This window comes from Duncaniella freteri (genome assembly GCF_004766125.1).
Classification (GTDB): domain Bacteria; phylum Bacteroidota; class Bacteroidia; order Bacteroidales; family Muribaculaceae; genus Duncaniella; species Duncaniella freteri.
Genome location: NZ_SJSA01000001.1, coordinates 531,425 through 554,700, shown reverse-complemented (window position 1 = coordinate 554,700; position 23,276 = coordinate 531,425). Strand labels below are relative to the sequence as shown.

The window sequence follows — 23,276 nt, the reverse complement described above, 5'->3', positions numbered from 1 at the left end:
CTTTTTTTCCGTATTTTTGCACCCATGAAAAAGATTTTTCCGATATTCATCATCATATTTTTCACTGTGTTAGGCTTCGGCAGATCTCATGCTGAGGACCCTGAGGTAGAGCCTACCTATGCATGGGGCATACTCCAGCCTCTCGGGCTGCATTCGCCGGCGTCTGTGGACACTCTTCTCTATAATTATTACCGCACTGCCATACCCACCTCTGTGTCTCCGGCATTCGTGACCACAGGCAACCAGGCATCGGCAGGGAAGAATATGATATACATGGACCAGGAGCCTGTCAGTCCGTTTTTCCTTAAGGACGCCAAGAGATACTGGCTCCCATCCGAGAAGGATCAGAAGTTCTATAACTCACGTATCCCGATGTCGATTGTGGGCTATAACACCGGTGGCGGCCGTGAGATAGCTCAGGATTGGTTCAGGTTCCTGTTTTCAGGCAACTTCAGTCCGAAAGGGCAGGTGGGATTGAAGGTGGACTATCCTTATTCTAAAGGATCTTATGCCAATCAGGCAGCAAAGTCGTTCAGTTGGAATCTCTTCGGCTCCTATATGGGCGACAGGTATGAGTTTCAGGGATATTTCAATTCCTATACGGCTTTGAACCAGGAGAATGGCGGTATAACTGACGACCTTTACATAATAGATCCGGCAGTGATACAGGGTGGCATGTCGAAAATCAATCCCAAGAACATCCCCACCAATCTCACAGCCTCACGTAACCGTGTTGCCGGTAAGCAGATGTATATGAACCACCGTTATAAGGTCGGTTTCTGGAAAGAGACTTACGATTCGGTGTATGAGGATTCCATAATCGCGCGTGAATATGTCCCTGTGTCGAGTTTCATATGGACTATGTCCTATAGCGAGGACCGTCACAGGTTCTATAACACCTCGGCTTCCGAGGAGGATTTCTGGGCTAACCACTACATTTCGGATGCATGGACCGATGACCAGACCGAGTATTCATCTCTCCGTAACACTATAGGGGTGGATCTTCTCGAAGGCTTCAACAAGTATGCCAAAGCGGGGCTTTCGGCATTCGTGACCCACGAGTTGCGAAAGTACACCCAGGCGGTTGACACCCTGCCTATCAGCGGTCCCGACCGTCCTGAGGGGCTTACGCCTTATCCTTTTGCCGAAAGGCTCTCTGCAAAGGCATCCGAGAATCTTTTATATGTCGGTGCCCAGCTCACCAAGCGGCAGGGCACATTGCTCAATTATGAGGGTACTGTGCAGATTGGCCTTGTCGGTCCCGCAGCCGGAGAGCTGAAGGCCGACGGAAATGTAACTACCCGCATAAAGTTCCTGGGAGATACTGTGAGGCTGAAGGGTTATGGTCATTTCAGCAACACTACAGCTCCGTATCTGATGAATAATTTTGTCTCCAATCATTTCATGTGGAAGAATGATTTCGGCAAGACTCGCCGGCTCAGATTCGGAGGAGTCCTCGACATTCCACACACGTCCACCAATATAGATGTGGGTGTGGAGAATGTGCAGAACATGATATATTTCAATGACCAGTGCCTGCCCATGCAGGCGGGAGGAAGCGTGCAGGTGCTGAGCGCACGTCTTCAGCAGGATTTCCGTTTCCGCGCACTCAATTGGCGCAACACCGTGATATATCAGAAATCCTCTGACGAGAGCGTATTGCCGTTGCCTCAGCTTGCCATATACTCCAATCTGTATCTGCAATTCAAGCTTGCCAAGGTGCTTGATGTGCAGTTGGGTGTGGATATGGATTATTACACAAAGTACTATGCTCCGGCATATCAGCCTTCGACAATGACATTCTACAATCAGCATGAGATCAAGTGTGGCAATTATCCGATGATGAATGCTTATGTTAACATGAAGCTATCTCGCGCGCGTTTCTTCGTGCTGTTCTCCCATGTAAACCAGGGCAAGCTCGGAGGCAACAATTATTTCTCCAGCCCTCATTATCCGCTCAACCCGCGTAGATTCCTGATGGGAGTGTCGGTAGATTTTCTTAATTAACCAAATCCTTTGCCCGCGTGTTATATACAAGTAATCAAGTGTATATAATGACATGAACGGACACAAAGGATTTCTTACTCCACGGCGGTTGCTGGTGGTGGCTCTTGCCATTCTTTCCGTCGGCATCATAGTCACAGTCAGATATATCAATGCCTCCGGTACCCATGCCGGATATGAGTACGAGCGCGGACGCGATGACACCATCAATGTGGCTATAGCCTATTCCCCTATGTCGCTGTATCGTTACGGCGACACTCTTGCCGGCTTCAATTATGAGATGCTCAGGGGTATGTCGGCGATGTATGGCGATAAAGTGAAGTATTACCCTGTATCATCAGTAAGCGAGTCGCTCGACCGTTTGAGCGACGGAGTGTATGATGTGCTTATCGCCGATATACCTGTGACGGCCTCTTTGCGTCAGAGGTTCAGGTTCAGCGAGCCGGTGTATATCGACCGCATGGTGCTTGTGAGCCGCGACACTACCGTCACCACTCCATTGGCGTTGGCAGGGAAGCAGGTATGGGTTGTGGCAGGTTCACCGGCGGCGGAGCGTGTAGGCAATCTTTCAAGAGAGATCGGTGACAGCATAATCATTCATGACTCCCATAAGTATTCGGCTGAGCAGCTTGTGATGCTTGTCTCGGCAGGTGATATCCCTATGGCTGTTGTCAACGAGGAGGTGGCTCATCGCTTGCATGAGGAATACAGCGATCTGCATGTGGATACTAAGGTCTCGTTCAGCCAGTTCCAGTCATGGATATTCAATAAGAGACGCACGGCTCTCGCTGATACACTCGATGCTCAGATCGAGCGTTTCAAGCTGACCCCTCAGTATAAGGAATTGCTTGATAAGTGGCTCGACTGTGAATAGGCTCTCTCTGTTCAAAGAGAATAGAGGTTCATTCCGCAGCGTGAGCAGTCAAACTCCACTCTCAGGCGCACAGAGCCGTTTACGAGATACAACGGACCATTGTCCCATGACCTCCCTCCGGGAGTGAGCAGGCATTTTCCAAGCTCGCGGCGGATGCAGTAACGTGTGGTCATGACCATTGTGCCGTTCTCATCCTGAGGCCGCTTTACCTCTGCGGCGGGTACGATTGTGTTTACCCCATGGTCACGGTAGAATCTCTCGGCGAGATGGTTGGCTACATTGTCGTGAATGGATGCTGTGTCGGATATGTATTTTGCCTCAGGTGTTTCCGGGAGGCGGTAGCTGTAGCGGTAGGTCATTCTTGCCGCACTGTCGAGTTTCGCTATCCCATCTCGGCGCAAGGAGGTTAGAAGGGATGCAGGTATGAAGTGTTGACCTATGAGATCCACGATCTTGCCCGGTCGGTATATAGTGTCCCCGAGTTTGCTGAGTATGCGTCGGCGCGGAGCTTCCTGAGGTGTCACAGCTTCGCTAAGGTCACCGCAATCCATTGTCACAGTGGCTGACACCCCTGTCTCTGATGTGAGTTCGAGGGCTATGTTTGAGCCGCTGGTTCTGGTAAGAGCCATATCGAGGCGCATTGTGCGTGTGGTCTTTGCCGATGATATGGCATCGTCCCATTCCTTGTCGCGGTTGCGGTAGAGTGTGGTGCCGGCAGGGATGTTCTGAGGGGTCGCCGGGTATAGCCTGTTGCCGTTGGCACGGTTGAGTCGGAAACCTTTGAATTGTCCCTCTCTGTCGAAATACCCGAGTCCGTCGCCATTGGCAAGCGGTGCCGACAGTGATGCGGTGATCGATCTGTTGTCGCATTTCATCACCTTTCCTATGGGTGTTCCTGTGGCTTTTGGGGTATCGATTGACGCAACACCCTTCACCGGGGCTTTTCCGGAAAGGAAATAGGTGGTGAATCCGCGGTTGAATGACTTGTCGGGCGAAGGGTTGAAGTCTGCATGTGATTCTCCTGCCGACTGGCGCACATATCTCCCCCCGCTCCCTTCGACAACGCGGTCCAGTATTCTGGAGTACCATGCTACAGTGTTTCGCACATATCCCTCTTCCTTTAGCCTCCCCTCTATCTTGAATGAGCTTATGCCCGCTTCAGCCATATCTCCTATAGAGTCGGAGCGGTTGAGGTCGCGTAACGATAGCAGATGCTTGCCTTCAGTCAGAGTATTGCCGTGTGAGTCGGTGAGAGTGTAGGGTAGGCGGCATATCTGGGCGCATTCTCCACGGTTGGCACTGCGTCCTCCTGTCATGCAGCTTGCACGGCAGTCTCCGCTATAGCTCACACACAGTGCTCCGTGTATGAACCCCTCAAGCGGTGTGTTTGGTACAGCCTCATGTATCTCGGATATTTCCTTGAGTGAAAGTTCGCGGGCAAGTACGAGGCGTGAGAATCCGGCATCGGCAAGGAAACGTGCTTTCTCAGGGGTGCGGATATCACATTGTGTGCTTGCATGAAGTTCTATCGGCGGTATATCCATGCGTAGTATTCCCATGTCCTGGACTATCAGGGCGTCGACCCCTGCATGATAGAGCGAGGTGATCAGGCGTTCTACTTCATGGATTTCATGGTCGTATATTATAGTGTTGACAGTCGCGTAGACCTTGGCGTTGAATGGATGGGCGGTCTCTACCACGCGGCGTATATCGTTGATGCTGTTGGAGGCATCCTTGCGCGCGCCGTGGCTTGATGCGCCTATGTACACGGCATCTGCCCCGGCGAGTATGGCACTTATGGCGATATCGGCGTTCTTGGCAGGAGCGAGGAGTTCAAGAGGGATGGGGGTTGGTTTCTTTACTGGCATGATGCAAAATTAACGATACCATAAAATCCTTGCAAATGCCGGATTTATTATTTGGTTAAAATAGATTAAAACCCGCTGTCGGATATTAAACTTTCAGCATATCCAGCGGTCATACATAATACAGGGAACTAATAGAATTAGCTTTTTGATAATAACAGTCCCGCGCTCACTCGTGAAGAGCAAGCGCGGGACTATATGTTTTCTTCCGTTCCGCTTCGTTCTTTTATTCAAAGATGTGACGGAGTTTTGAGAAAATACGGTTCTTCGTGGATTCATCAGGGGTTACACCTGGCTTGCCTCGGAGCGATTCGATAGCAGCCTGCTCCTGTTGTCCGAGGTTTTCGGGTATGTATACCATGATGTTGACAAGTTCGTCACCTGTGCCGTATCCGTCAGTGGAGGGGAGGCCTTTGCCGCGCATGCGCAGTACCTTTCCGGGCTGGGTGCTTGCTGGAATCTTCATTCTTGCACGCCCAGTGATGGTCGGTACCTCTACCGAGCCTCCGAGTGTGGCTGTAGGCAGGTCGAGCATCAGATTGTATACGATGTCGTTGCCGTCACGTATTAGCTCGGGGTGCTTTACCTCCTCTATCACTATGAGCAGGTCGCCGTTAGCTCCTCCGCGTGGAGCGGCATTCCCTTTGCCGCGCATGGTGAGTGTCTGGCCGTCCTGTACTCCTGCGGGGATAGAGAACGACACTGTCTCATCCTTTCTCTCAACACCTTCGCCGTTGCAGTAGCTGCACCGTTCGGTGATTATTTTGCCTTCGCCGTGACATTGGGGGCACTCGATCACCGACTGTTGTATCCCGAACATTGTCTGCTGCTGGCGTATCACTGTGCCTGAGCCGTTGCAGGTAGGACAGTTGTGGAAAGCCGTGCCATCCTTTGCACCGGTACCGTTGCAGTGTGAGCATGGCACCATTGTGGGTATCTTAAGCGTCTTGTTGATGCCTGTCGCTATCTCTGCGAGAGTCATCTTTATCTTGATGCGCAGATCAGAGCCTCTGCGCTGACGGCGGCGGGTGCGTCCGCCTGCCGACTCGAAGCCTCCCATATTTCCGAAAGCTCCTCCGAAGATATCGCCGAATTGCGAGAATATATCCTCCATTGAGAATCCTCCCGCATGGAAACCTCCGCCACCAGGGAATCCTTGTGGTCCCATATCGTGACCGAACTGGTCATATTTGGCTCGTTTGTCGGGATTGGATAGCACATCGTATGCTTCGGCAGCTTCCTTGAATTTCTCTTCAGCTTCCTTGTCCCCAGGGTTCTTGTCGGGATGATATTGTATAGCCTTCTTGCGGTAGGCACTCTTTATGGTCTTTTCATCGGCGTTCTTGTCGACTCCAAGAACTTCGTAATAGTCTCTTTTTGCTGCCATAACGGTGATGCGGTGTTGTTATATTACTGCCCTACCACCACTTTGGCGTGGCGAAGCACTTTATCGTTGAGTGTGTATCCTTTTGTCGGTGTGTCGATTACAATCCCTTTCTGTGACTCATCCTGGACCGGTACCATGGCTATTGCCTCATGGATTTCGGCGTCGAACTGATTCCCTGTCGATTCGATGGCTTTTACTCCGTTCTGCTCCAGATATTTGATGAGTTTCTGATAGATGAGTTCCATGCCCTTGCGTATTTCGGCAGGATCATCGATCTTCGCGCTTGCATCAAGTCCGCGCTCGAAGTCGTCGACTATCGGCAGTAGGCCTTTAAGCACGCTTTCGGAAGCATTCTTGATTAGTTCTCCTTTCTCCTTGACGGTACGTTTGCGGAAGTTGTCAAATTCTGCCATCAGGAAAAGATACTCCTTTTTCTCCTTCTCTACCTGGGCTTGGGCATCGAGAAGTTGCTTGTTGAGGGCATCTATGTCGGCAAGTTCCTTATCGATTATCTCATTGGCTTCATCAGCCTGTGAATTTACCTCATCGGAAGCGTCCTGCACATCATCGAAGCATTCGGTTTCTGGATTCTCCCGGTGCATCTTTTCCTCTGTATCGGGAGTGGGGGTATGTTGATTTTGTGGATCTTTTGCCATAATGGTATATCTTTATTTTAAACAATATATGTATGCAAAAATGTTGCCAGACTCACGTCAGTGAGTCTTAATGCTTTCGGTTGGTGACGGACCTGCCTATTTTTAGAACAAAAATATCTGTATAACGTTCGATATATCAGCTGAAAATATTGCTTGTCAGAGTGTTGCCACCAGTGTGTCACATCCCTGGAACCTCTCTCTTATGACGGGTGACAAAATGTCATTCCCGAAGATTCCGAACACTGACGCTCCCGACCCTGACATTGCCGTGTATATAGGATTCATCTCCTTGATGCTTCGTTTCACATCAGCTATTGCCGGATAGGCGGGTAGCACTGACGGTTCGAAATCGTTCTTGAGTCTCCCCTCCCATGAGGATATAGGCGAGGCGATGATGTCACGTATCGGAGTTGACGGTATGGCGGGAGTTGTATGTGAATAGGCGGCGGCAGTCGGAACGCTCACCTGTGGCTTCACTATGAGGATACTGTGACCTTTCAGGTCAAGCTCCACAGGTTCCATGTCGGTGCCTGTGCCTGTGCACAGCATGGGGGTGTTGTATATGAAGAACGGGCAGTCGGAACCGAGAGTTGAAGCTATGCGGGCAAGTTCCTCACGGTTGTAGCCGAGGCTGAAAAGCTCGTTCAGGGCTAATAGGGTGAACGAGGCATCGGACGATCCTCCTCCAAGCCCTGCTCCGTCAGGAATGATCTTGCGCAGATATATGTCGACAGGAGGGAGTGAGACCTCTGCTTCAAGAGCCCTGTAGGCTTTCATCACCAGGTTCTTTTCCATGGGGCATTCCACCTTACGTCCGCTCACGGTGAGTGTGGTCTCGGAACCTTTGGCGGGTACTATTTCAAGCACGTCACACCATGGCACCGGCACCATGACAGTTTCGATGTCATGATAGCCGTCAGGACGTTTCCTGAGGATATCGAGTCCGAGGTTTATTTTGGCATTTGGGAAGAGTATCATAAGCTTGGTACTTGTTTCGGATTGCAAAGTTAATGAAAACTTATCGACATTAGTTTCAAGTGTGGGGGGAAAGGTGTAACTTTGTCCTCAAAAATCAACCATTCAGTTCCTATGGCGCAAGAGAATAACAACAATACATATGCCGGTAGGCGTTCCAGACCGGAGCACGTGTCGCAGTTTGACCATGGAGGGCGTGTGCCGCCACGAGATAATGATCTTGAAGAGGCGGTGCTCGGTGCGCTCATGCTTGAGAAGGATGCCTACACTGTGGTGTGTGATATTCTCAAGCCCGAATCCTTCTATGACACCTCCAACCAGAAGATTTATGCAGCCATTCAGAGCCTCGGTGCAGCCCAGCAGAGCATAGACATGCTCACGGTCACCGAGAAGCTCCGTCTTAACGGTGACCTGGAGGCAGCCGGCGGAGCCCTGCGTATATCGGAGCTGACATCGAGGGTGGCGTCCGGCGCACACGTCGAGTTCCATGCTCGTATAGTGGCTCAGAAATATCTTGCACGTGAGCTGATACGTTTTGCATCACAGATCGAGGCACAGGCATTTGACGAGAGCTACGATGTGGACGATCTTCTTCAGGAAGCTGAAGGAAAGCTCTTTGAGATATCCCAGCGCAATGTCAAGAAGGATGTGACACAGATCGACCCTGTGATCAATTCGGCTATCGAGCAGATTCAGATATCAGCTAACAGGGCATCCGGTCTGTCGGGGCTTGAATCGGGATTCCATGAGCTTGACAAGCTCACATCCGGATGGCAGAGAAGTGACCTTATCATCATTGCTGCACGTCCTGCTATGGGTAAGACTGCTTTTGTGCTGTCGATGGCAAAGAACATGGCTGTCAATTACAATATCCCGGTGGCGATATTCTCGCTTGAGATGTCTAACCTTCAGCTTGTTAACCGTTTGATACAGAACACCTGCGAGATTGAGGGTGAGAAGATCAAGAGCGGACAGCTGTCACAGATGGAGTGGGACCAGCTGATGTCGCGTGTCAAGAATCTCTATAGCGCACCGCTTTATATCGACGATACGGCTTCCCTTTCTATATTCGAGCTCCGCACCAAGGCCCGACGGCTTGTCAGGGAGCATAATGTGTCGTTCATAATAATCGACTACCTTCAGCTGATGAATGCGTCAGGCATGAAGTTCGGTTCACGTGAACAGGAGGTCTCCATGATATCACGTTCATTAAAGCAGCTTGCCAAGGAGTTGAACATACCTATTGTAGCCCTGTCGCAGCTCAACCGTTCGGTGGAGTCGCGTGGTGCCGATTCAAAGGATGGCAAGCGTCCGCAGCTGAGCGACCTTCGTGAGTCCGGAGCTATCGAGCAGGATGCCGATATCGTGTGCTTCATCCACCGTCCCGAGTATTACCTGCGTTCAGGGGTCGACGGAGCCGGAAATGATATACGAGGCCTTGCCGAGTTCATTGTCGCCAAGCACCGTTCAGGACGTGTTGATGATGTGAAGATGAGGTTCAAGTCGAAGTATGCCCGCTTCGAGAACTGGGACGGAGAGATTTCCGTGACAAGCGGCCAACGCGAGTCGAGGTTGAACGATGTGGATTCTGCCATCCCCCGGCAGGTATGGATGCCATAGGCGGAGCGCAGTTCCAGGGAGGTTCAGCCGATATTACAGCCACTACCGCATCCGATGCCCCGCCGTTTTAGCAGGCGTATCCATATATCTGATAACAGTAGGGCGGGGGAACATTCCCCGCCCTACATGTGTTTGATTCGGTCCTACAGCGGAGGCTGAGGCTTGGTTTTCATGTCAGCCTGGATATTATACCATTCGGTAGGTATCTCGCTTTCGGGGAGGAAATATCTCTTGATCTTTTACATAAGTCGGGTGGGTGTGTTATGAGTTTTTTATAACAATGATTCGGTAAAATTTTAGGTTGTTCATCCTAGGCTAAGCCGCTAACTGAGTCAACCGATGATTTATTTTCTGAATTATTTTTAGATGCGGAGATTTTCCGCAAGTCGAAATAATTGTTGAGGCGAGATAAGATTCAAACATAAGCCGTTTGAACTGCGCTACCGAAAGATCCGGATAATCCTTCCTTATGACCTCTTTGCAGACATTGAGGGCAGTGAAGGAAAGATTGAACGCAAAGTCAAGCCGCTCCCTGTCGCGGGTCTGCTGTGACTGAAGTCCGGTAAACTGCTTGGCATCGCGTATACCGAACTCAATCTGAAAGCGGGTGCGGTAGAAACCGATGATCTTTTCAGGCCTCATATTGGTGTCGGTAGAGAAGTAAAGAAGAGGCTCTGCGTTTTCAACCGGACAGACCACGATACGGATGTCGCGTTTCAATGCCCTCGAATGCACGACCGCCGTGTGACATCGGTTTTTGTTTCCTTTGGAATCCTCATATATGAATGAAGTGAACACGGACATGTCAAGGTTGGAGAAATCCACTTTCTCTCCATACTTTTTCTTTCTGCCGCGTCTTCGCGGGGCGGAGGAATCCGGTATGGCCAGATACCTCAGATATGAGTTGGCACGTAATCTCCCGACAAATCGAAATCCCATGCCAATCACTTCATTCACAAATTCATATTTGGAAAAGAAGGCATCGGCAACCAGAATATCCGTCAGTGAGAGCAGCTCTGTCGCCTTTGACCTGACAAGTGCCACATACCAGCCAAGCATTGACATTTGTTTCTCAGATTCAAGAGTCCTGAAGTTCGGTGACTGGACAGCACCGAGCATCACGCATGTATGTTTACTCAGACTTATTGCCCCGATCGCCATTATCTCCAGACCGCGTTTCACACGTTGTGCCACCCCTGACCAGAAACGGCCTATGCCATACGTCAGTCTGCCTGACTTTGAAATGAACGACGGATCGATTGCCACTGCCATGTCATCGGCCGGCTCAAAACAATCCTGCGCCATACCTATGTTGACTTTCATCCAGTCTACGGATGTCTTGAAATTGGAAGCAAAGGTCTTGGCTGTACGACCGCCATAGCGCGACAGCCGGGTAAAATTGACTTTGCCCGGAATCAACGCCACAGTGCGTATTGTTAAAATCAGCCAGTTGAGGAACCTTTTGCTCATCTTGGTTGTAGTATTTTCAAATACCGACTTACACCGAAAGGTGAAGTCTTTGAGAATCGCCAATACGTTCATGGTATAAGATTTTTATAATGAACGCTTTGGCGATTCATTTGTATTTGACAATTCGAGATATTAACTTAAGTTTCAACTACTTCGGTAATTTTTACCGAATCATTGTATAATAGACATCAAATTTAGTCAGAAATTATAATACTGTAAACGATATGGGAGGATTTCATCAAAAAAGTTGTAATTTTGTCACCGCAAATATCACGATTATGAATAATATAGGTATCTTATTTGACCTCGACGGTGTACTTGTGGACAGCGAGGGCGAATATACAAAATTTTGGGGAGGCATGGGCGAACGTTACGGACTTGTGCCTACATTTGCCGCAGATATCAAGGGTACTACTATCGGGGAGATTCTGCTGAACTTTCCTGAGGCTGACCGTGAATGGATACTCGGTGAGCTTCACGCATTTGAGGCAGATATGCAGTATCCTGTATATCCGGGTGTGATGGAGTTTCTAAGAGAGCTTAGGGAGTCAGGTGTGCCTTCGGCTATAGTGACCAGCAGTGATAATGTGAAAATGGACCTTCTGTTTGCCCGGCGACCCGAATTGCGTGGCATGATCGACGCGCTTGTGACAGGTTCGATGGTGACTCGCAGCAAGCCCGATCCGGAGGGGTATCTCAAGGGTGCCGGACTGATCGGTGTACCCATCGAGAGATGTTATGTGTTCGAGGATTCGATGCAAGGATTGCAGGCAGGTCGTTCGTCAGGGGCGAAAGTGATAGGCATTGCCACTACTAATCCCCGCTCAAAGGTAGAGACCATTGCCGACCTTACTCTTGATTCTATGCATGGGATTTCGCTTGCGTGTATCAGTGCTGTCCGATAAACGGTAACAATGGTTTTCAACCTATATATAATCAGCCATTTAGCTCAATGCTAAATGGCTGATTATATATAGGTTTTTTCCTGTTATGCTACTCGTATCGCGAGAGGCGGGTAAGGATGAGGTTATATTCATAGAGCGTATCGAGATAGTCTCGTTTTGCAGCTATGAAATAGTTCGCCTCTTCTATGTATGTCAGGAATGTGATCTGACCTGCCTTTAGAGCCTTGTGTAGCAGCTCATAGTTTGATTTGTCATTTACCACAGGCTCGTATTCGTTCATTATGTGTCGGAGGGTGTCGAGCTGCTTTTTGTCACTGTTCATTTCTGACACGCGTCGTGTCAGTGCCAGTTCGGCATCGAAGAGCGAAGCCTCGGCTTCAAGTGTGGACGCCTTGATCTGATGTTTGCGGCTCCACACCGGCAGTGTGATACCTATGGAGAATCCGTTGAAACGATCCTCCCCTTCATTCTCATGTTCGTAACCTATGGAGAACCCAGGGATGCGTGAACGTTTCTCGACTTTTACCATTGATTTGGCTGCATCCACACCCGCCATTGCAGCGGCATATTGCGGGTCTCGTTCCCTTATTGTAGCCTCATTGATTGATGTCGGAATTTTGGTGATGGGATAGGCGTTGCCGAGTTTCGATATTATACCGCTCACATCCTTGCCGCCGTTCAGCGATTCGAGGGTTGCTATAAGGGTGCTTCTCTCTGCTTCAAGGGTGTGTAGCTCGCGGTGCACGGCAATGCGCTCTACCACGGTCTTGTTGTAGTCGAGGCGCGTCTCGGCTCCGGCTTCGGCAGCTTTCTTGTAATATTCCTCCATCTGGTTCATGCGTTCAGCCAGTTCTGACTGCATCTCGATGAGCTGGGTGTTGTGTATGATGTCGATGAAGAGGGTGCGGGTCTCCTGGCGCAGATCGAGCAGGGTGGATTCAAGCAGGTATTGCGATGCGGTGCTTGCAGTACGTGCCGCCTCACGGCGTGCGGCATAGACTCCGGGCCAGTCAAACGACTGGCTCACGGATATCGACCACTTGTTGACAGTTCCTTTGGGCGAGCCCCATACGTGAGAGAATGATGCCTCGGGTGCTTCAAGAGTGTTTTCTCCGAGTATGCTCTCTGCCGTGATCTGTGAGCGTGATGCTTCGGCACGTGCCGACAGGTTATTGTTCATCACTTCGGCAAGTGCTTCATCAAACGGTGTTGCCCCTGCCATGACTGGAGGTATGAATGCTGCTAAGAGGAGAGGCAGAAGTCGGAGTGTCATTTATTTTCTTTTTTTCGGTTGGTGAGATAATACATTATAGGTACGATGAATATGTTGAGGAGGGTCGATGACAGCAGTCCGCCAAGGATGACGATGGCAAGTGGCGACTGTATCTCATTGCCGGGCTGAGTGCCGTTCACCGCCAGAGGTATTAGGGCGAGAGCTGAACTGAGAGCTGTCATAAGAATCGGGTTGAGACGGTCGGCTGATCCGTGAAGTATACGGTCCATAAGGCTTTCACCATCATCGCGCAGAGTATCGTAGCGCGACATAAGCAACATGCCGTTTCGGGTGGCTATTCCCATGAGGGATATGAATCCGATTATGGCAGGGATGTTGAGTTCGCCTGATGTGAATCGAAGTATGAGGATTCCGCCTATAAGGGCAAGAGGCATGTTCAGAAGTATGATGCCTGACTGCACAGCGTTGTGATACTGGCCGTAAAGTAGCAGGAAGATGATTACAAGAGCGATTACCGACACTATCATGAGTGTGCGTGACGCGCTCGCCTCGCTTTCGAACTGTCCGCCGTAATTGACATAATATCCTTCGGGAAGCTCTATCTCTTCATCCACCTCCTTCATGATGTCATTGACCACTCCGCGCAGGTCACGTCCCTCCACATTGGCAGATATCACTATGCGGCGGCTCACGTTCTCGCGGTTGATGGAGTTGGGTCCGGCTGCCGATGTGATTTCCGCAACTGCGCTCAGGGGTATCTTGCCTTTGGGAGAATCTATCATCAGGTTTGCTACATCGTCCATGGATTCCCTTGCGTCTGACTCCATTTTAAGGACAAGGTCGAAGGGGCGTCCTTTTTCGTAGACCTGTGACACTGTCTCGCCTGCGAGGGCTACACGTATGAAGTCGGCAAACTGGCTCATGGGTATGCCGTAATATGCGAGCATATCGCGGCGAGGCTTGATGTCGAGTTGCGGACGTTCCATCTGCTGCTCGATATTCGCGTCCACCACACCCGGTACGGTTGATGCCACAGCCTTGATTTTGTTGCCTATGGTGAACAGTTTGGTGAGGTCATCTCCGAAGAGCTTTATGGCTATCTGTGCCTCAGTGCCCGAGAGCATGGCATCGATACGGTGTGAGATCGGCTGGCCTATCTCAATGTTGACACCTGGAAGATGTGACAGCTTATGGCGCAGATCGCTCACCATCTCTTTGCGTGAACGTCCCTGGTCGAGAGTGTATGGGGCCTCGATTTCGCTTACGTTCACCCCGAGAGAATGTTCGTCAAGCTCGGCGCGTCCGGTCTTGCGTGCCACGGTGCGTATCTCAGGCATGGACAGTATTATCTTCTCGGCCTCGCGTCCCAGTTGGTCGCTCTTTTCAAGCGATATGCCCGGAAGAGTGCTGACATTGATAGTCAGTGAGCCTTCATTGAACGGCGGCAGGAAGCTGCGTCCGAGGGTGAAGAACAGTCCGATACACACAAGGAACAGTACCGATACACCTATCAGTATCGGCTTGATATGTGAGAACGATTTGGCGAGAACTGCGTGATACCACACGCTGAGGCGTCGTGACAGCCAAGGCTCCTGCTCAAGCTGGGTTGCTATCTTCTTGTCGCCGAGAAGGTAGGTGCACAACACAGGAGTGACGGTGAGTGCGACTATCGTAGAGGCTATGAGCGACACTATGAACGATACTCCCAGGGGAATGAGCATCCTTCCCTCTATGCCTTGGAGGAAGAAGAGCGGAAGGAACGAAGCCATGATTATGAGCGAGGAATTGAATATAGGCATTCTCACCTCTTTGCTTGCTTCGTATACCACCTTTATTATTGGTTTACCTTCTTTAAGATTCTGACGCAGACGTTTGTACACATTTTCCACGTCAACGATGGCATCATCCACCAGCGAGCCTATGGCTATAGCTATACCTCCGAGACTCATGGTATTGATAGTGAGACCCATGAAGTGGAGCGCGATGATGGTGACGATTATGGATAACGGGAGTGCCACAAGCGAGATGAGTGTAGTGCGCAGGTTCATCAGGAAGAAGAACAGCACTATTATCACGAATATCGCCCCCACGAAGAGCGACTCTTGCAGATTTCCTATCGAACGTGCTATGAAGTCACTTTGGCGGAATATATCGGTATTGATCTCTACATCTGACGGAAATGTCTTTTTCAGGTCATTGAGCTTGGCATCGATATTGTCGGTAAGCTCTATGGTCCCGGCTCCGGGCTGCTTGGTCACGGTGATGAGCACGGCAGGATGTGCGTTAACCGATGCTGCACCCAAGCGCGGTTCCTGAGGCTTTGCTGACACCTCGGCTATGTCGGAGATCCTTACCATGCGTGATGCATCACTGATTATGACCGTGTTGGCAATCTCATTTACATCATTGGTGGTTATGTCACCCTTTATTATATACTCGTTGCCGTAGTCATAGAGCACACCGCCTGCTGCATTGCTGTTCATACCGTTTACGGCGTCGCGCACTTCATTGAGGGTTACGCCGTGACGCTGCATTTTGGCTGGGCAGAGTAGTATCTGGTACTCCTTGGCGTCACCTCCTATCACTGACACGGATGCAACACCCGGAAGAGAGAGAAGGCGCGGTCCTATCTCGCGGTCGGCAAGCGTGCGCAGCTCCATGGGGGTGGTGATGGAGTCGGCTGTCAGACCTATGATCATTATCTCTCCGAGTATTGACGACTGCGGACCGAGCGTCGGAGTGCCGGCTCCTGGAGGGAAATTGCCTTCAAGCTCTGTGAGCTTCTCTGCTACTATCTGACGTGCCAGGTACACATCTGTGTCCCAGCCGAATTCCACCCATACCACCGAGAATCCCGGGGTGGATGATGAGCGTACTCGTCTCACTCCCGACGCGCCGTTTACAGCGGTCTCGATCGGGTATGTGATAGTGGTTTCGATCTCTTCTGGAGCCATGCCGGGAGCTTCGGTCATAACTACCACGGTGGGGGCGTTCAGATCAGGGAAAATGTCAACTTCGGTACGCATCAGAACGATCATACCGTATATCATTATGAGCCCCGACAGGACTATGATGGCAAGTCTGTTGTCGAGTGAGAATTTTATTATCCTGTTAAGCATCGTCGCCGTGGATTAATGGTTGTGGGAATGTCCTTCGGGGGCTACGGTGGCTTGTTCGGCAAGGCGTACGAATGTCGCTCCCTTAACCACGGCTATCTCTCCGGGTTTCACACCCTTGATGATCTCCACGCGCTTTCCGTCGCTGTTACCCAATGTCACAGGGCGTTTCTCAAAGCTGTGGGCGCATGAGCGGATAAACACGAATGTCTCGCCCATCTGTTCTACTATGGCATCGGTGGGCAGGGATATCACATCGTTGCGTTGCGCGCCTTTCAGGTATACTTCGGTTGCGCTTCCGGGGATCACAGGTGCTGTGCCGTCGAAATTGAAGAACACAGGTATGTAGCCCGGTGTCGACCCTGCCGATGCAGGTGCTGAGCTGAGGAGTTTGCCATTATGTTCGGCTATGTCTATTGACTCTCCGCCGTGGAACGTCATGGTCGCGCCTGCTACCTTCCCGAGGAAAGCGGCTTCGGATGACGGCACGAGAGCGCGGAGGGTGAGTCGGCTGTTGCTCGCCACATTGGCTATGGACTGACCTGTCTCTACATATTCTCCGTCGCTAACATTTATTGCAGTGATCACACCTGAGCGTGGAGACGTGGCTGCACCGGTTGCCGCAGCAGGGCTGTAGGCTGCTTTGGCTGATTCATAGGCAGAGAGGGCATCGTTGTAGTCCTTGCGTGTCACCAGGCCGTCGGCAAGGAGCGGGGTGATACGGTCGAGTTCACGTTTAGCGTTTTCCATGGCGACGCGTGCTGCTGCATTGGCATCGCCGCCTGTCACATTTTTCGCAGTCACAGAGGCTATGGTCTGTCCGGCTCTTACTTGGGAACCGGGATTTATACCTGAAGCTATGCGTACTATACCTGATGTCGGTGCCGACACTGTACCGATGTCGGATGATGATGGGAGCACCTCGCCCGACACTTTTAATGTCTCTGCGAAAGGAGCGGGAACCACAGTGTCGGTCTCCACTCCGAGACGTTCTGCCTCTTCCGGCTCAAGTACTATAGCACCGTCTCCGTGGTCATGCTTGTGGCTGTGGTCGGCACCCTCTTCTGAATGTTCATGCCCCTCTTCTCCGTGGGAATGTCCTTCATGGCTGCCGCATGCAGCCATACCGAATGCGAATATAGGCACCATTAACAGGTATTTAATGCTGTAGCGTGGTCTCAGTCTCATGTGATTATGGTTATTAAAATATTAAGGAGTTTTGAATTTAAAACCGGATGTTTCCTGATGCAAAATTACTGTGTGGCTTCCCTCGTGATGTTGCACTATTCCGGTGAATCTTTGCAAAATTACAATAAAATGATGAGACAATTCATCCGTAATGTATTACTAAATGTTAAAGCTTTTTGCTTATGTATACAAAAAATCAACCCCTTACATTAGGTTTACGCCTGATGTGAGGGATATGCGATTGGAGGATATGGCAATAAATGGTAGCCCATAGGAGAATCGAACTCCTCTTTCAAGAATGAAAATCTTGCGTCCTAACCGATAGACGAATGGGCCGTTTCTTGACGGATTGTCTGCTGTCAGAGATGGCTACAGAATGCCGTCAGGAAGTATCTTGGCATTAAGCTGCGAGCTTAGCGATATGCTTTGCAAGCTTGCTCTTGAGGTTGGCTGCCTTGTTCTTTGAGATAGCATTCTTGGAAGCGAGACGGTCAAGCATAGCACCGATCTTGCGGAATGCTGACTCAGCCTCTGCCTTATCAGTCAACTTGCGAAGATTGCGCACGGCATTGCGGGCGGTCTTTGCATAGTAGCGATTGCGGAGACGACGTGATTCAGTCTGACGGATTCTCTTTAAGGATGATTTATGATTTGCCATCTGTGATAAGTGATTTTTTGTTTTTATTGTAGCCCATAGGAGAATCGAACTCCTCTTTCAAGAATGAAAATCTTGCGTCCTAACCGATAGACGAATGGGCCTTGCGATAAAAGCATAGTTGCTCAAAAGCGATTGCAAAGTTAGATAGTTTTTTTGTATTAGACAAATTTTTTGATTGTTTTTTATTAATTTTGCATTTAATCATCCTCCTGAGCCAATGAAACTGTCATTTATAGCCCTGAAATCAACTCGTTACAGCGATTCCCAAAGCATTCTCACGGCATATAGTCGTGAGCTCGGCAGGGTGTCTATGGCTGTGCCGGCTGGCAAAGGGAAAGGTGCTTCAAGGATCAGGGCTCTCACAATGCCGCTGAGCATACTGGAGTGTGAGACTGATGTCAAGCCCGGCAGAGAGGTGATGCCTATTCGCCAGGTGCGTCCGGTCATTGTGCTCGGCGAGGTTCACACCCATCCTGTAAAACAGATGCTCGCTATGTTTCTTGCCGAGGTGCTGTCAGTCGTTCTGCGCGAGAGTGTCCCTGACGATAGAGTCTACCGGTATCTGGAAAGCTCCATAAGTTATCTTGACTCTGTGCATGGCGGACTTGTTGCCAATTTTCATATCTGTTTTCTTCTCCATCTCGGGAGGCTTCTCGGCATAGAGCCTGATGTTTCCACCTATGCTCCTGGAATGGTGATTGACCTGCGTGACGGTATATGGCGTGGCTCCATGCCTCTTCATGGTGAGTGGCTATCTCCTGAGGAGTCCGCGGCGGCAGTGGGGATGTTGAGGATGACTTATTCCAACATGGCATCGTTCAGGCTGACACGAGAGCAACGTTCGCGCGCACTTGACCTCGTGTTGCGCTACTACAGTCTGCATGTCGCCCCGTTGAGCCATATCAGGTCGCTTGAGATTCTGAGATCGATGTTTTGATATCTATTGTGGCTGAGTCAATTTCCGGTCCGTTATTGTATGTTTCCTTCTTTATATCATATGTATTCTCGCAATGCATGGCTGAGTCGATGACCCGGCGTCGCAGTTCTGCGAGAGCTTTGCGGTGGGCACGATGGATGTACACGCGGTTGATGCACATGCCTGTAATTGATACCAGCACAATAATGGCTATAATGGCGAGCCACATGAGGATTTCGTGAGTGTCAAGAGGGTTCATAGCGCGTTTTTTATTGGTATAACGCATTTCAGTGCCCCCCGGTTGGCGCGGACTGAGTTAAAAAAGTGTCCCCGCATGTTAACCGCATTATATTTTGTGCTACCTTTGCAGGCATGAAACCGACAGATTCCGACATTACCATAAGGAGGGTTCTCCCCGAGGATGCATGTCAGATTGCTGACATATACAATTATTATGTAAGGGAGACCACAGTGTCATTCGAGGTGGCTGTCCTGAGCGTCGAAGATATGCGTGGACGCATCGAGCGTATATTAGGTGAATACCCTTATTTCGTTGCTGAGCGCGGGGGTGAGATACTCGGATATTGTTATGCCCATGAGTGGAAAGAGAGACCTGCCTACAGGCGCACGTTTGAGAACACTGTCTATCTGCGTCACGGATTGACATCCCATGGTGTGGGACGCAGGCTTATGGAGACTCTGATTGATGCATGCCGTGATGTGGGCTGTCATGCCCTCATAGCCTGCATAACCACCGAAAACGAGGGGAGCCGCCGTTTCCACCGGGCGCTCGGATTCAGGGAGGTGTCCCATTTTAGTGAGGTGGGCTACAAGCTCGGACGGTATCTTGACGTTACGGACATGGAACTCCTGCTCGGTCAGCCCGAGTGAGATTATCTGCCGGTTTCGGATGCATACATGAATTTTCTGTCCCGCATGCGGTCGTATACCTTGCGTCCTGCCACATAGGTGGCGAGGTTAATGTTATCGAGCCCCAGAGTCATTATTACGAATAGTTTTTCGAATATGTCGTCTGAGAATCTCATGCGCCATTCCGCGTACTCCGACGGTTTCAGATCGATCACAGCAATGTCAGCTTCATATCCCGGAGCCAGTGAGCCTATTGTGTCGCCGAGGCATAGAGTCTCTGCTCCGCCGCGTGTGGCGAGATAGAAGCTTCTCAACGCATCAAGGTTGTGTGAATGCAGCATTGCCACCTTGTATGCTTCGCTGAGCTGGCGTGGTACAGAGAAATTGGTGCCTGCGCCCACATCGGTGCCGATTCCGAAACGTATCGGACGGGACTTCTCCTTGGCTTCCCAGTACTTGAATTCACCGTCTCCGAGAAACAGATTGGAAGAAGGGCAGTGTGCCACTCCGCATCCGCATCGGTGCAGGGTCTCCCATTCATCTTCCTGCACTATGCAGCAGTGTGCCATTATCGAGCGTCTGCCGAGAAGACCGAAATGACCGTACACCTCAGTGTAGTTAGGGTGCGACGGATAGAGCTGTCTCACCCAGTCTATCTCGCTTTGAGCCTCGTCAAGATGTGTATGCACATATACTCCCTTATCCATGTTGCTCCGGTATAGCTCTCCGGCGAGACGAAGTTGTTCGGGTGTTGAAGTAGGGGCGAAGCGTGGTATGATGGCATAGAGCTGACGCCCTCGACGGTGCCATTTGTTGAGAAGCCTTTCGGATAGGAGTATCGATCCTTCGGTCGACTCATCCTTTAGTGAGTCGGGTAGATTCCGGTCCTGAAGCACCTTCCCTGATATCATTCGTGTATTGTAACGTTCCGATTCTTCGAAAAACGCCTCCACCGATGTCTCGAATGTTGTGGCAAACACATTGGCTGTGGTGGTGCCATGCTCAAGCAGCTGCCTGAAGAACATGCGGGCCACCTCGTCGGCAACCCCCTTGTCCCTGAACATCGATTCGGTGGGATAGGTGTAACGGTTGAGCCAATTGAGCAGAGTGTCTCCGAATGAACCGAGCATCGGTGACTGCACATAGTGAGTGTGGCAGTCTATTAATCCAGGCATTATGAGGGCATCGGAGTATGTGTCTATATCATTGAGCTGAGGATATCTTGGCGCGACAATGGAGTAGTCTCCCGCATCGATGATTTTTCCGTCTCTGATCACAATCAGTCCGTCCTGGTAATGGTCGTAGCATTCTGAAGCCGGCTTAAGGAACGGATCGTCTTTGAACGACAGCATCTGTCCTCTTACACTTTTAAGTGGCATGCCGTTAGTGATTGCGGATGGTGATGATATGGTGTTCATTGTCGTATAGCTGATATAGTGAAAGTGAATTTATTGTATATGTTCCGGCATGAGGCTGAGTCGTACGGTCATGACCGTATATAATACAAACCCTGTAAACCGTTAAAAAGTTCTTGAATTTAGGTTTCTGGCTTTAGTGTTATGCTTTGCATACGACATGGGGGCGTCTTCCTTAAAGAATGCGCCCCCGTATATGTTGTTGCCTAAGCTTTTATCCTCCGAAATTATCGTAATGTATCGATTCCGGATCTACCCCGAGGTCATCAAGCATCTTGTTGACGGCGGCACTCATCGGGCCGGGTCCGCACATATAGTACTCGATATCCTCCGGATCGGGATGGTTCTTGAGATATGTCTCATAGATCACCTGATGCACGAATCCGGGGGTGTACTTTACACCTGCGGCATCAGCCGCAGGGTCGGGACGGTCGAGGGCGAGATGGAATTTGAAGTTGGGATATTCCTTTTCGAGCTCCAGGAAGTCCTGTAGGTAGAACACCTCGTTCAGAGCGCGGGCTCCGTAGAAGTAGTTCATCACACGGTCAGTGGTGTGAAGGGTCTTTGTGAGCCACATTATCTGGGCGCGCAACGGAGCCATGCCGGCACCGCCGCCTATCCACATCATCTCGGCTTTGGAATCCACTATGGGATGGAAGTCACCATAAGGACCCGACATCACCACCTTGTCGCCGGGTTTGAGAGTGAATATGTAGCTCGACGCTATGCCGGGCATCACATCCTGGAATCCCGTCTGGGGTTTCGGTTTGAACGGAGGTGTGGCGATGCGTACGGTGAGCATTATCCTGTCACCCTCCTCGGGATAGTTCGCCATCGAGTAGGCGCGTACCGTTGTCTCGGTATTGCGGCATTTCAGCCCGAATAGCCCGAACTTCTCCCATGCAGGAAGATACTCGTCGCCGATGAGCGATTTGTCGATATCCTTGTCGTAGTCCATTTCATATGTGGGGATCTTTATTTGGGCATACGATCCGGGTATGAAGTCCATATGCGCGCCTTCGGGTAGGGCTACTATAAACTCCTTGATGAATGTTGCCACATTCTTGTTGGAGATGACCTCACATTCCCATTCCTTGACATCAAGGGCTGACGCAGGTATCCCAACAGAGCAGTCCTCCTTGATCTTGACCTGGCATCCCAGACGCCAGTGGTCCTGCTGCTGCTTGCGTGAGAAGTGTACCTTCTCGGTGGGGAGGATGTCACCCCCTCCGGTGAACACCTGGCATTTGCACTGACCGCAGCTGCCCTTGCCTCCGCAGGCCGACGACAGGAATATGTTGTGGTCAGCGAATGTCGACAGTAGGGTCTTGCCTGAATCGGCCTCAAGCACCTTGTCATTGTTGATGGTGACCTTCACCTTGCCCGAGTGTACGAGATATTTCTTGGCTATAAGCAGGATTATCACAAGAGTGAGAGTGATGATCAGGAATATGCTTACGCCTGACAGTATCGTTAGCATTGTCGTTGTTCAGTTTTAGTAGTTTAGATCTTTATGCCGAGGAAGCTCATGAACGCTATGCCCATCAGCGCGGTGATTATGAATGTTATGCCGACGCCGCGGAGAGGGCGGGGGATGTTGGAGTACACGGCAAGACGCTCGCGTATCGCCGCTATGGCTGTGATGGCAAGGAGCCATCCGAGCCCCCATCCGCCCCCGGCGCATACTGCGGTCCATATGCTCGGAAAGTCACGCTGCTGCATGAACAGTGAGCCTCCGAGTATGGCGCAGTTCACGGCGATGAGGGGTAGGAATATTCCGAGCGACGAATAGAGCGCGGGGCTGTACTTCTCCACTGCCATCTCTACAAGCTGTGTCATCGACGCGATCACCGCTATGAACATTATGAGAGAGAGGAAGCTGAGGTCCACTGTTGCATATTCCTCGCCGAGCCACACCAATGCACCGGGACGGAGCACATAGTTCTCAAGCAGGTAGTTGACCGGAAGGGTCACCACGAGCATGAATGTCACAGCTATGCCGAGCCCGAAGGCTGTCTTCACGTTCTTGGATACTGCTATGAACGAGCACATGCCTAAGAAATAGGCGAATATCATATTGTCGACGAATATCGACCTGATGAATATGTTGAGATTTTCCATTC

Annotated in this window: 19 protein-coding genes and 2 tRNA genes; 6 read left to right on the top strand and 15 right to left on the bottom strand. The window is 50.6% G+C overall.

What is annotated here, in order from left to right:
- Nucleotides 1–24 precede the first annotated feature (24 nt).
- Together EZ315_RS02430 and EZ315_RS02425 are read left to right on the top strand one after the other, a co-directional pair.
- A complete protein-coding gene (locus EZ315_RS02430; protein ID WP_135470303.1) occupies nt 25–2,007 on the top strand; it encodes a putative porin in 1,983 nt (660 codons plus the stop codon).
- Between the two features lie 52 nt (nt 2,008–2,059).
- A complete protein-coding gene (locus tag EZ315_RS02425) occupies nt 2,060–2,878 on the top strand; it encodes a transporter substrate-binding domain-containing protein (protein WP_135470301.1) in 819 nt (272 codons plus the stop codon).
- Between the two features lie 11 nt (nt 2,879–2,889).
- On the opposite strand, the gene EZ315_RS02420 is transcribed toward EZ315_RS02425, so the two are convergent.
- The 4 genes from EZ315_RS02420 to ispE all read right to left on the bottom strand — a co-directional run bounded on the left by EZ315_RS02420 (nt 2,890) and on the right by ispE (nt 7,764).
- Complete coding sequence (locus EZ315_RS02420) at nt 2,890–4,746, bottom strand: peptidase U32 family protein (RefSeq protein WP_135470299.1); 1,857 nt, start codon at nt 4,744–4,746, stop codon at nt 2,890–2,892.
- Nucleotides 4,747–4,969: 223 nt separating this feature from the next.
- Entirely contained in the window at nt 4,970–6,130 is a 1,161-nt protein-coding gene (gene dnaJ, locus EZ315_RS02415; RefSeq protein ID WP_135470297.1) for a molecular chaperone DnaJ, read from the bottom strand.
- Nucleotides 6,131–6,153: 23 nt separating this feature from the next.
- Complete coding sequence (locus EZ315_RS02410) at nt 6,154–6,786, bottom strand: nucleotide exchange factor GrpE (RefSeq protein WP_242452476.1); 633 nt, start codon at nt 6,784–6,786, stop codon at nt 6,154–6,156.
- Nucleotides 6,787–6,942: 156 nt separating this feature from the next.
- Nucleotides 6,943–7,764 carry a 4-(cytidine 5'-diphospho)-2-C-methyl-D-erythritol kinase gene (gene ispE, locus EZ315_RS02405; RefSeq protein WP_135470295.1) on the bottom strand — a complete coding sequence of 274 codons (822 nt, stop codon included), beginning with the start codon at nt 7,762–7,764 and terminating at the stop codon, nt 6,943–6,945.
- A 111-nt stretch (nt 7,765–7,875) separates the two neighbouring features.
- Between ispE and dnaB the strand changes: the two genes are divergently transcribed.
- Nucleotides 7,876–9,381 (top strand): replicative DNA helicase, encoded by a 1,506-nt coding sequence (dnaB, locus tag EZ315_RS02400; protein ID WP_135470293.1) that lies wholly within the window; start codon nt 7,876–7,878, stop codon nt 9,379–9,381.
- Nucleotides 9,382–9,696: 315 nt separating this feature from the next.
- On the opposite strand, the gene EZ315_RS02395 is transcribed toward dnaB, so the two are convergent.
- On the bottom strand, nt 9,697–10,923 hold the full coding sequence (locus EZ315_RS02395) for a transposase (RefSeq protein ID WP_135469735.1): 1,227 nt from the start codon (nt 10,921–10,923) through the stop codon (nt 9,697–9,699).
- A 206-nt stretch (nt 10,924–11,129) separates the two neighbouring features.
- Here EZ315_RS02395 and EZ315_RS02390 point away from each other — a divergent pair, with 206 nt between their 5' ends.
- Nucleotides 11,130–11,756 carry an HAD family hydrolase gene (locus EZ315_RS02390; RefSeq protein WP_170957437.1) on the top strand — a complete coding sequence of 209 codons (627 nt, stop codon included), beginning with the start codon at nt 11,130–11,132 and terminating at the stop codon, nt 11,754–11,756.
- 88 nt (nt 11,757–11,844) lie between these two features.
- Here EZ315_RS02390 and EZ315_RS02385 read toward each other — a convergent pair whose 3' ends face one another.
- The 6 genes from EZ315_RS02385 to EZ315_RS02360 form a co-directional block, all read right to left on the bottom strand.
- Nucleotides 11,845–13,029 carry a TolC family protein gene (locus tag EZ315_RS02385; RefSeq protein ID WP_135470290.1) on the bottom strand — a complete coding sequence of 395 codons (1,185 nt, stop codon included), beginning with the start codon at nt 13,027–13,029 and terminating at the stop codon, nt 11,845–11,847.
- Nucleotides 13,026–16,109: an efflux RND transporter permease subunit gene (locus EZ315_RS02380; protein ID WP_135470288.1), complete on the bottom strand. Its 3,084-nt coding sequence runs from the start codon at nt 16,107–16,109 to the stop codon at nt 13,026–13,028. Before EZ315_RS02380 ends, EZ315_RS02385 begins: the two co-directional genes overlap by 4 nt.
- A 12-nt stretch (nt 16,110–16,121) precedes the next feature.
- The gene (locus tag EZ315_RS02375; RefSeq protein WP_135470286.1) at nt 16,122–17,294 is read right to left on the bottom strand and encodes an efflux RND transporter periplasmic adaptor subunit; all 1,173 of its coding nucleotides are present in this window, start codon (nt 17,292–17,294) and stop codon (nt 16,122–16,124) included.
- A 261-nt stretch (nt 17,295–17,555) separates the two neighbouring features.
- A tRNA-Glu gene (locus EZ315_RS02370) sits at nt 17,556–17,630 on the bottom strand.
- 64 nt (nt 17,631–17,694) lie between these two features.
- Entirely contained in the window at nt 17,695–17,952 is a 258-nt protein-coding gene (rpsT, locus tag EZ315_RS02365) for a 30S ribosomal protein S20 (RefSeq protein WP_135470284.1), read from the bottom strand.
- A 29-nt stretch (nt 17,953–17,981) separates the two neighbouring features.
- Nucleotides 17,982–18,053: transfer RNA gene (locus EZ315_RS02360), tRNA-Glu, on the bottom strand.
- Nucleotides 18,054–18,169: 116 nt separating this feature from the next.
- Between EZ315_RS02360 and recO the strand changes: the two genes are divergently transcribed.
- A complete protein-coding gene (gene recO, locus EZ315_RS02355; protein ID WP_135470281.1) occupies nt 18,170–18,889 on the top strand; it encodes a DNA repair protein RecO in 720 nt (239 codons plus the stop codon).
- Here the strand turns inward: recO and EZ315_RS02350 are convergent.
- On the bottom strand, nt 18,855–19,127 hold the full coding sequence (locus EZ315_RS02350; RefSeq protein ID WP_160651277.1) for a hypothetical protein: 273 nt from the start codon (nt 19,125–19,127) through the stop codon (nt 18,855–18,857). The two genes, recO and EZ315_RS02350, sit on opposite strands and share 35 nt — an antisense overlap.
- Before the next feature lie 113 nt (nt 19,128–19,240).
- Between EZ315_RS02350 and EZ315_RS02345 the strand changes: the two genes are divergently transcribed.
- Nucleotides 19,241–19,759 carry a GNAT family N-acetyltransferase gene (locus EZ315_RS02345; RefSeq protein WP_135470277.1) on the top strand — a complete coding sequence of 173 codons (519 nt, stop codon included), beginning with the start codon at nt 19,241–19,243 and terminating at the stop codon, nt 19,757–19,759.
- Nucleotides 19,760–19,761: 2 nt separating this feature from the next.
- Here the strand turns inward: EZ315_RS02345 and guaD are convergent, their stop codons facing one another.
- From guaD to nqrE, 3 genes are all read right to left on the bottom strand, one after another.
- Entirely contained in the window at nt 19,762–21,156 is a 1,395-nt protein-coding gene (guaD, locus tag EZ315_RS02340) for a guanine deaminase (RefSeq protein ID WP_197731910.1), read from the bottom strand.
- A gap of 211 nt (nt 21,157–21,367) precedes the next feature.
- Nucleotides 21,368–22,633, bottom strand: coding sequence for an NADH:ubiquinone reductase (Na(+)-transporting) subunit F (nqrF, locus tag EZ315_RS02335; RefSeq protein WP_135470275.1), 1,266 nt, complete (start codon nt 22,631–22,633; stop codon nt 21,368–21,370).
- A gap of 23 nt (nt 22,634–22,656) precedes the next feature.
- Nucleotides 22,657–23,274, bottom strand: a complete 618-nt coding sequence (nqrE, locus tag EZ315_RS02330) for an NADH:ubiquinone reductase (Na(+)-transporting) subunit E (RefSeq protein ID WP_135470273.1) — start codon at nt 23,272–23,274, stop codon at nt 22,657–22,659.
- Between the last annotated feature and the right edge of the window lie 2 nt (nt 23,275–23,276).

Bases quoted from the DNA above. Each gene is read 5' to 3' on its own strand.
- EZ315_RS02430 (WP_135470303.1), top strand. From the start codon at position 25: ATGAAAAAGATTTTTCCGATATTCATCATCATATTTTTCACTGTGTTA.
- EZ315_RS02425 (WP_135470301.1), top strand. From the start codon at position 2,060: ATGAACGGACACAAAGGATTTCTTACTCCACGGCGGTTGCTGGTGGTG.
- EZ315_RS02420 (WP_135470299.1), bottom strand. From the start codon at position 4,746: ATGCCAGTAAAGAAACCAACCCCCATCCCTCTTGAACTCCTCGCTCCT.
- dnaJ (WP_135470297.1), bottom strand. From the start codon at position 6,130: ATGGCAGCAAAAAGAGACTATTACGAAGTTCTTGGAGTCGACAAGAAC.
- EZ315_RS02410 (WP_242452476.1), bottom strand. From the start codon at position 6,786: ATGGCAAAAGATCCACAAAATCAACATACCCCCACTCCCGATACAGAG.
- ispE (WP_135470295.1), bottom strand. From the start codon at position 7,764: ATGATACTCTTCCCAAATGCCAAAATAAACCTCGGACTCGATATCCTC.
- dnaB (WP_135470293.1), top strand. From the start codon at position 7,876: ATGGCGCAAGAGAATAACAACAATACATATGCCGGTAGGCGTTCCAGA.
- EZ315_RS02395 (WP_135469735.1), bottom strand. From the start codon at position 10,923: ATGAACGTATTGGCGATTCTCAAAGACTTCACCTTTCGGTGTAAGTCG.
- EZ315_RS02390 (WP_170957437.1), top strand. From the start codon at position 11,130: ATGAATAATATAGGTATCTTATTTGACCTCGACGGTGTACTTGTGGAC.
- EZ315_RS02385 (WP_135470290.1), bottom strand. From the start codon at position 13,029: ATGACACTCCGACTTCTGCCTCTCCTCTTAGCAGCATTCATACCTCCA.
- EZ315_RS02380 (WP_135470288.1), bottom strand. From the start codon at position 16,109: ATGCTTAACAGGATAATAAAATTCTCACTCGACAACAGACTTGCCATC.
- EZ315_RS02375 (WP_135470286.1), bottom strand. From the start codon at position 17,294: ATGAGACTGAGACCACGCTACAGCATTAAATACCTGTTAATGGTGCCT.
- rpsT (WP_135470284.1), bottom strand. From the start codon at position 17,952: ATGGCAAATCATAAATCATCCTTAAAGAGAATCCGTCAGACTGAATCA.
- recO (WP_135470281.1), top strand. From the start codon at position 18,170: ATGAAACTGTCATTTATAGCCCTGAAATCAACTCGTTACAGCGATTCC.
- EZ315_RS02350 (WP_160651277.1), bottom strand. From the start codon at position 19,127: ATGAACCCTCTTGACACTCACGAAATCCTCATGTGGCTCGCCATTATA.
- EZ315_RS02345 (WP_135470277.1), top strand. From the start codon at position 19,241: ATGAAACCGACAGATTCCGACATTACCATAAGGAGGGTTCTCCCCGAG.
- guaD (WP_197731910.1), bottom strand. From the start codon at position 21,156: ATGAACACCATATCATCACCATCCGCAATCACTAACGGCATGCCACTT.
- nqrF (WP_135470275.1), bottom strand. From the start codon at position 22,633: ATGCTAACGATACTGTCAGGCGTAAGCATATTCCTGATCATCACTCTC.
- nqrE (WP_135470273.1), bottom strand. From the start codon at position 23,274: ATGGAAAATCTCAACATATTCATCAGGTCGATATTCGTCGACAATATG.